Annotated in this window: 8 protein-coding genes; all 8 read left to right on the top strand. The window is 75.4% G+C overall.

From position 1 onward, the window contains the following. The coding region (locus tag AAHH18_RS18020) for a hypothetical protein (RefSeq protein ID WP_343302565.1) at positions 1–389 on the top strand (389 nt) is incomplete at its 5' end. Between the two features lie 119 nt (positions 390–508). Beyond that, complete coding sequence (gene fliP / locus AAHH18_RS18025) at positions 509–1,309, top strand: flagellar type III secretion system pore protein FliP (RefSeq protein ID WP_343302569.1); 801 nt, start codon at positions 509–511, stop codon at positions 1,307–1,309. Further along, positions 1,309–1,581 carry a flagellar biosynthesis protein FliQ gene (gene fliQ, locus AAHH18_RS18030; RefSeq protein ID WP_222171357.1) on the top strand — a complete coding sequence of 91 codons (273 nt, stop codon included), beginning with the start codon at positions 1,309–1,311 and terminating at the stop codon, positions 1,579–1,581. The genes fliP and fliQ overlap by 1 nt, the downstream gene beginning before the upstream one ends. 6 nt (positions 1,582–1,587) lie before the next feature. After that, a complete protein-coding gene (locus AAHH18_RS18035) occupies positions 1,588–2,346 on the top strand; it encodes a flagellar biosynthetic protein FliR (RefSeq protein ID WP_283321504.1) in 759 nt (252 codons plus the stop codon). After that, on the top strand, positions 2,343–3,500 hold the full coding sequence (locus AAHH18_RS18040; RefSeq protein WP_343302566.1) for an EscU/YscU/HrcU family type III secretion system export apparatus switch protein: 1,158 nt from the start codon (positions 2,343–2,345) through the stop codon (positions 3,498–3,500). Before AAHH18_RS18035 ends, AAHH18_RS18040 begins: the two co-directional genes overlap by 4 nt. 103 nt (positions 3,501–3,603) lie before the next feature. Further along, a complete protein-coding gene (flhA, locus tag AAHH18_RS18045; protein WP_283321502.1) occupies positions 3,604–5,667 on the top strand; it encodes a flagellar biosynthesis protein FlhA in 2,064 nt (687 codons plus the stop codon). Further along, the gene (locus AAHH18_RS18050) at positions 5,645–6,922 is read left to right on the top strand and encodes a hypothetical protein (RefSeq protein ID WP_343302567.1); all 1,278 of its coding nucleotides are present in this window, start codon (positions 5,645–5,647) and stop codon (positions 6,920–6,922) included. The genes flhA and AAHH18_RS18050 overlap by 23 nt, the downstream gene beginning before the upstream one ends. A gap of 275 nt (positions 6,923–7,197) precedes the next feature. Beyond that, positions 7,198–7,464: a carbon storage regulator CsrA gene (gene csrA, locus AAHH18_RS18055; protein WP_343302568.1), complete on the top strand. Its 267-nt coding sequence runs from the start codon at positions 7,198–7,200 to the stop codon at positions 7,462–7,464. Positions 7,465–7,541: the final 77 nt, after the last annotated feature.

Below are 7,541 nucleotides of genomic sequence, written 5' to 3' on the forward strand. Positions count from 1 at the left end.
CCGCACAGCCCGCCGCCGGGTCGGCCGAGCAGCGCGAGCGCGTGTTCGCCCAGGCCCTGGCCACCGCGAGCAGCGCCCCCGCGCCGGCCGCGCCGACCACCCCGACCACCCCGGGCTCCGCCGCCGGTCCCGCGCGTGACGCCGCCGCTGCCTCCGCCGCGTCGGCCGCCGCCGCCCTCGCCGCCGCCGCGGCGATCCCCGTCGAGCCCGTCGGCAGCGAGCCGGTGCCCGGCCTCGCCGGCCTGGAGGTCGCCGAGGTCGACGCCGCGCGGCTGGAGCTCGCCGCCCACCCGGCGGAGGCCACCGGTGCCCTGCACGGCTCCGTGCTGGCCCCGTCCACGTGGAAGCAGGCCGTCGCGGCGCTGCGCGAGCGGACGGTGCGCCGGTGACCACCGACCTGCGGGTGCGTCCCGCGGCCGTGCGGCCGACCTCGACCGCCGCGGCCGCGCCCGCCGCCACGGCCTCCGCCCCCACGACCCTCCGTGCCCCCCGCCGCACCTGGCCGCTCGTGCTGGCCGCCGTGCTGGCGCTCGCCGTCGTCCTCGTCGTGCTCGGCTCGGGCGTCGCGCACGCCGCGCCGGTCCCGCCGGACGGCCCTGCCGCCCCCACCGGCCCGGCCGACCCCTCGGGCGGCGGCGAGGTGTCCGTCGCGATCAACGGCGTCAACGGCTCGCCGAGCAGCTCGATCGTCGTGCTCATCGGCATCACGCTGCTGTCCGTCGCGCCGGCGCTGCTGCTGATGATGACGGGCTTCACCAAGATCTTCGTGGTGCTGTCCCTGACCCGGAACGCCCTGGGCCTGACGACGGTGCCGCCGAACCAGGTCATCGCGGGCCTCGCCCTGTTCCTCAGCCTGTTCGTCATGGCGCCGGTGCTGTCGGACGTCAACCAGGACGCGGTGCAGCCGTACCTGGACGGCAGCATGGACTTCCAGACCGCGCTCGACGCCGGCTCGGCGCCGATGCGCGACTACATGCTGGGCCACACCCGGGAGGCCGACCTCGCCCTGCTGACGCGGGCCGCGGACCAGCCGAACCCCGAGGACCCGGCGTCCGTGCCGATGCTCACGCTCATCCCGGCGTTCATGCTCTCGGAGCTGCGCTCGGCGTTCATCATCGGGTTCGTCATCTTCGTGCCGTTCCTCGTCATCGACCTGGTCGTGTCCTCGGTCCTGATGAGCATGGGCATGATGATGCTGCCGCCGGTGATGGTGTCCCTGCCGTTCAAGCTGCTGCTGTTCGTGCTGGTGGACGGCTGGGGCCTCATCGTCACCGCCCTCGTGGGCGCGGCGTCGGCGGGGGGTGGCTGATGGACACCGCGGCCGTCCTCGACATCGGGCTGGACGCCCTGATCCTCACCGCGAAGCTCGCGGCGCCGGTGCTCGTCACCGCGCTGGTCGTCGGGTTCGCCGTGTCCCTCGTGCAGTCCGTGACGCAGATCCAGGAGGTCACGCTGTCGTTCGTCCCCAAGGCGATCGCGGCGGCCGTGGCGCTGCTGGTGTGCGGCAACTGGATGATCTCGGAGCTCGTGTCGTTCACGCAGGAGCTCTTCGAGCGCATCCCCAGCCTGCTCGGGGGCTGACCCGGGATGGACGTCACGCTCTCCCTGGCGGCCGTGCAGACCGCGATGCTCGCGGGCGTCCGGTTCGCGGCGTTCTTCGTGGTCGCGCCGCCGTTCGCGCACCGCGGCATCCCGGGGACGGTCAAGGCGATGCTGTCGGTCGGCCTCGCGCTGGCCGTCCTGCCGCGGCTCGACGTCGTCGCCACCACGTCGACGGGGGAGTTCGTCGGGGCCCTGGTGCTGGAGGCCGTCGTCGGCGCCGCGCTCGGGTTCCTGGTGTCGCTGGTGTTCGCGGCCGTGCAGGCGGCGGGCAACCTCATCGACCTGTTCGGCGGGTTCCAGCTCGCGCAGGCGTTCGACCCGCAGAACATGACGTCCGGCGCCCAGTTCGCCCGCCTGTACAACTGGACGTGCCTGGTGCTGCTGTTCGTCTCGGGCGCCTACCAGGTGCTCATCGGCGGGCTGGCCCGGTCGTTCGACGCCGTGCCGCCGGGGGCCGGCCTGGACCTCGCCGCGCTCGCGTCGGTGGCGACCACCGGGCTGACGCAGATGTTCCTGGCGGCGCTGCAGATCGGCGGACCGCTGCTGGTCGTGCTGTTCCTCACCGACGTCGGCCTGGGGCTGCTCACCCGCGTGTCGCCCGCGCTGAACGCCTTCGCGATGGGCTTCCCGCTGAAGATCTTGATGACCGTGACGTTCGCCGGCTTCGCGTACCTCGCGATGCCCGGCGTCATCGACGACCTGGCGGGCCGCGCGCTCGAGGCGATGCTGGGGGTCGCGTCGTGAGCGGCGGCGGGGACAGCGGGGAGAAGTCCGAGAAGGCCACAGCCCAGCGGATGAAGCAGGTCCACCGGGACGGGAAGCTCTCCCGGTCCCAGGACCTCACCGCCTGGGTCGGGCTGGCCGCCGCGGCGATCATGCTGCCCGGCACCGCGAGCCGGGCGGCCGACGCGGCGTTCGAGCAGCTCGGGTCGGTGCGCGAGGCCATCGCGTCGCCCGACGCCGGCACCGTCACGCAGCTGCTCGGGGACGGCCTCTGGTCGGTCGTCGGCACGATCGGCCCGATGCTGGCCGTCGTCGCGGGTGTCGTGATCGCGGTCGCGGTCGCGCAGGGCGGCGTGCACGTCAAGAAGTTCAAGCCGAACGTGCAGCAGTTCAACCCGGTGTCGGGCGTGAAGCGGCTGTTCGGGGCGCACGCGTGGTGGGAGGGCGCCAAGACGCTGCTCAAGACCGCCGTCGTCGGCACCGTGCTGTACCTCGCGGTGCAGGCCCTCGTGCCGCAGCTCATGGGCACCGGCCGCATCCCGCTCGCGCACATGCTCGGCGTGGCCGGGTCCGGCGTGAAGCAGCTCCTGGTGTGGGGCGTCTCCGCGGGCGTGCTGCTCGCGGCGGTCGACCTGCTCGTCGTCATCCGCCGCAACCGGAAGCAGACGCGCATGTCCCGCCAGGAGATCAAGGAGGAGAACAAGCGCACCGAGGGCGACCCGCTGGTCAAGGGGCAGATCCGGTCCAAGCAGATGGCGATGAGCCGCAACCGCATGATGGCGGCCGTCGCCGACGCGGACGTCGTGATCGTCAACCCCACCCACGTCGCCGTCGCCCTGAAGTACGTGCCCGGCACCGGCGCGCCCCGCCTCGTCGCGAAGGGCGCCGGCGCCGTCGCGGCCCGCATCCGCGCGCAGGCGACCGAGCACCGGGTCCCGATGGTCGAGGACGTCCCCCTGGCGCGGGCGCTGCACGCGGCCTGCGCCGTCGACCAGGAGATCCCCGCATACCTGTTCACCGCGGTGGCCCGCGTGCTGGCGTTCGTCATGCAGCTCAAGCGCCGCGGCGCCGCGATGGGGCGCCACACCATGCCCGGCGGCTCCGTCGCCCCCGACGACGTCCCGACCACCGTCGCGGCGGCCCGCCGGCGGCTGCGTGCGGAGAAGGCCGCATGACCGGGCCCCGCCTGCCGATGACCAAGGGAGGGGACCGCCGCGCGCTGTGCCCTGCCGATCGAGTCCGCCCCGCCGACCGACCCGACACCCCCGAGGACCTGTGATGAAGAACCGGCAGATCTCGCAGCTCGCCGTCCCGGTCGGCGTCGTCGGCATCGTCCTGCTGCTCGTCGTGCCGCTGCCCGCGGCGATGCTCGACGTGCTCATCGCCGTCAACATCACGGCGTCGCTGGTCATCCTGCTCACCAGCATGTACGTGCAGCGGCCGCTGGACTTCAGCGTCTTCCCGTCGCTGATCCTCGTGTTCACGCTGTTCCGGCTCGGCCTCAACGTCGCGTCCACCCGCCTGGTGCTGCGCGACGGCTACGCCGGGGCCGTCATCGACGCGTTCGGGCACTTCGTGGTCGGCGGCTCGCTGGTCATCGGGCTCGTGATCTTCCTGATCCTCGTGGTCATCCAGTTCGTCGTCATCACCAACGGCGCCGGCCGCGTCGCGGAGGTCGGGGCCCGGTTCACCCTCGACGCGATGCCCGGCAAGCAGATGGCGATCGACGCGGACCTGAACTCCGGCCTCATCGACGAGGACACGGCCCGCAAGCGCCGCGCGGACGTCGCGGCCGAGGCGGACTTCTACGGCGCGATGGACGGCGGGTCGAAGTTCGTCAAGGGCGACGCCATCGCCGGCATCATCATCACGCTCATCAACCTCATCGGCGGGTTCGTCATCGGCATGGTCCAGATGGGCCTGTCGATGCCGGAGGCGCTCGAGCGCTTCAGCCTGCTGACCATCGGCGACGGGCTGGTCACGCAGATCCCCGCCCTGCTGCTGTCGGTGTCCACCGGCATCGTCGTGACCCGCGCCACCGCCGAGGGCGACATGGGCACGGCCGCCTCCAAGCAGCTGCTGCAGTCCCGCACGGCCCTGATGATCGCCGGCTCCGGCGCCCTCGCGCTCGCGCTGCTGCCCGGCATGCCGAAGCTGCCGTTCGTCCTGGTCGGCGCCGGCCTGCTGGTCGTCGGGCAGCGCCTCAAGGCCACGCAGGCCCGGGAGGCCGCCGCCGCCGAGCTCGCCGCCGCGTCCACCGCGACCGCCGCACCCACCAGCAACGACACGCCCGAGGCGCTCATCGAGCAGATGCGCGTGCACACCCTGGAGATCCTGCTGGCGCCCGACCTGGTCGACATGGTCGGCAACGGCCCGGACCAGGACCTGCTGCACCGCGTCCGGGGCCTGCGCCGCAAGATCGCGATGGAGCTCGGCATCGTCGTGCCCCCGGTCCGCACCCGCGACTCGGTCGACCTGCCGCGGTCCACCTACGTCGTGCGGATCGCCGGCGTGGAGGTCGGCCGCGGCGAGGTCCCGCCCGGGCGCATCCTGGCGCTCGGCGACGACCTGGCCGCCCTCCCGGGGCAGGCGGTCGTCGAGCCCGTCTTCGGCCTGCCCGGCAAGTGGGTGGCCGCCGAGCTGCGGCACGCCGCCGAGATGGCCGGGGCCACCGTGGTCGACCGGGTGTCCGTGCTCATCACGCACCTCGGCGCGATCATCACCGCGAACGCCCCGCGCCTGCTGGGCCGGGAGGACGTCCGGGTGCTCACCGAGGGCGTCAAGCAGGTCAACCCGTCCGTGGTCGAGGAGCTCGTGCCCGGGCTGCTGTCGCTCGGTGAGGTGCAGCGCGTGCTCCAGGGGCTGCTCGCGGAGGAGGTGCCGATCCGCGACCTCGGCCGCATCTACGAGGCGCTGACGCTGCGCGCGAAGGTCAGCACCGACCCGGAGGGCCTCGTCGAGGCCGCCCGCGGCGCGCTCGGCCCGGCGCTGTGCGCGCAGCACGTGCAGGACGGCGTCCTGCGCGTGCTCACCCTCGACCCGGTGTTCGAGCAGTCGCTCGTCGAGTCGCTGCGCCCGTCGGACAGCGGCACGCAGGTCGTCACCGACCCGAGCCGGCTGGAGGCCATGCTCGAGCGGCTGCGCGTGGCCGTCACGGACGCCGAGGCGACCGGCCGGTCCGTGGTGCTGGTCTGCGCGCCCGCGCTGCGGCCCGCCCTGCGCAAGGTGGTCGTGCTGGGCCTGGAGCGGCTCCCGGTGCTGTCCTACGCCGAGGTGACCGGCGGAGGGGTGCGCATCGAGACCGTCGGGGTGGTGAGCGGTGCCCACGCGATTGCTGCTTGAGGGTGCCGACCTCGCCGAGCTGATGGTGCACGTGCGGGAGGAGTTCGGCCCCACCGCGCGCATCGTCCGCGCCGAGCGGGTGCGCAGCGGCGGCATCGCGGGGTTCTTCGCGCGCGAGCGGTACGAGCTGACGATCGACGTGCCCGACGCGGCGCCGGCGCCCACCGCGGCGCTGCCGCGGCGCCGCGGGGCCGGGCAGGTGGTGACCGCCGGGGGCATCGACGCGCTGCTCGCGGCGGCGGACGCCGGGGACGCCGCACCCGACGGCACGCTGGTGCCGTCGCCCGCCGTCCCCGCCGGGCTCCCCGAGCAGCGCGCGCCGCGGGTGTCGACCGGCGAGCAGGCGTTCGCGTCCGTGCTCGAGCAGATGCGGGCCATGACGGGCCTGCCGCCGGAGCACCACCTGGAGGTGGCGCCCGAGCCGGTGGCTGCGGCCGAGCGGACGTTCGAGCCGCTCGGCGCGCCCGCCGCGTCGATGACGTCCGCCGCGTCGGTGGCACCCGCTGCGGCGCCGGCGGTGACGGGCGCGTCGTCGCCGGCGGGTGCGGCCGGGCCCGCGCCGGCCGGCGGCGCCGCGCCCGACGCCACCCCCGAAGCGGCGACCCCCACGGCACCCGGCGTGCCGCGCGCCGTGCTCGCCGAGCTCGGCGTCCCGGCCGAGATGCTCACCGGCGACGGCCCCGTCGAGCTGTCCCGCCTGCTCGCGGCCGTGCCCCCCGCCCCGCCCCTGCCGCGCGACCCGGGCACCGTGGTCGTCGTGGCGGGCCCACCGGCGGACGCCACGCGCGTCGCGGACCTGCTCGCCCTGCGCACCGGCAGCACGACGGTCGTGGCGGCCGGCGACGCCGAGCCCGTCGGCGGCGGACGCCGGCTGACCATCGCGACCGCCGCGCAGCGCTGGCGCGCCGAGCACCACGACCCCGACGGCGTGACCGTCGTCGCGCTCGGCGTGCGCCCGGGCCGCGTGCGCGAGGAGTCGGCGGCCGAGCTGCTCGCGGCCCTCGCGCCCGACCAGGCCTGGGGCGTCGTCGACGCGCGCAGCAAGCGCCGCGACTGCACCCGGTGGATCGCCGCGGTCGGCGCGCGGCGGCCCCTCGACGCGCTCGCGGTCGGTGGGCTGTTCGACACCAGCGAGCCCGGGACGGTGCTCGGGCTCGGCGTCCCGGTGGCGTGGATCGACGGGGTGCCGGCGTCGCGCGTCGCCTGGGCGGCCGCCCTCGCCGAGCACCTCCCGGAGGGCACGACCTGGGCCTGACCCGGGGCTCCGCGTCCGGGCCGCGGCGACGGCCGGCGCAGGGCCGGCGGCGCGGTCGGCGCGGGCCTGTGGGGTGGTCGGCGCGGGGATGGCGGCGCGGTCGGCGTGTGCACCGCGGCGCGGGACGGCGGGCCGGCCGGCCGGCCGGTGGCGCACTGCGGGTCGGCGGTCGGCGGGCGTGGGCGGGGTGGCACCGCCCGGGTCGCGACGTCGCCGTCGACGACGTGCCGCGCGCGGGTGCCGGGCGCTTGCGTGCGGCGGGTAGGGTCGGCGCCATGCTGGTGCTGAGCAGGCGGGTCGGGGAGCGACTCGTGATCGGGGACGACATCGTCGTGACCGTGATCGAGGTGCGCAGCGACGGCGTCCGCCTGGGCATCGACGCCCCGCGCTCCGTGTCCGTGCACCGCGCGGAGGTCCTCGAGGCCGTGACCGCCGCCAACGTCGCCGCGACCGACGCCGGCGACGACGCCGTCGAGTCGCTCCGCGGCCTCATCCCGCCCACCCCGGAGGACCCGGAGCCGGGCGCCCGCCGCCCCCGCTGACCGTTCCGCCTCCGCGCTTCGCGCCCGGCCGGCCGCGCCGCGGGTCGCGCCAGCCGCGCACGGCCAGCCGCACCCGC

Origin of the sequence: Cellulomonas olei, from assembly GCF_039548315.1 — a bacterium.
Classification (GTDB): domain Bacteria; phylum Actinomycetota; class Actinomycetes; order Actinomycetales; family Cellulomonadaceae; genus Cellulomonas.

Coding starts and splice junctions, on each gene's coding strand:
- fliQ (WP_222171357.1), top strand. CDS start 1,309: ATGGACACCGCGGCCGTCCTCGACATCGGGCTGGACGCCCTGATCCTC.
- AAHH18_RS18035 (WP_283321504.1), top strand. CDS start 1,588: ATGGACGTCACGCTCTCCCTGGCGGCCGTGCAGACCGCGATGCTCGCG.
- flhA (WP_283321502.1), top strand. CDS start 3,604: ATGAAGAACCGGCAGATCTCGCAGCTCGCCGTCCCGGTCGGCGTCGTC.
- csrA (WP_343302568.1), top strand. CDS start 7,198: ATGCTGGTGCTGAGCAGGCGGGTCGGGGAGCGACTCGTGATCGGGGAC.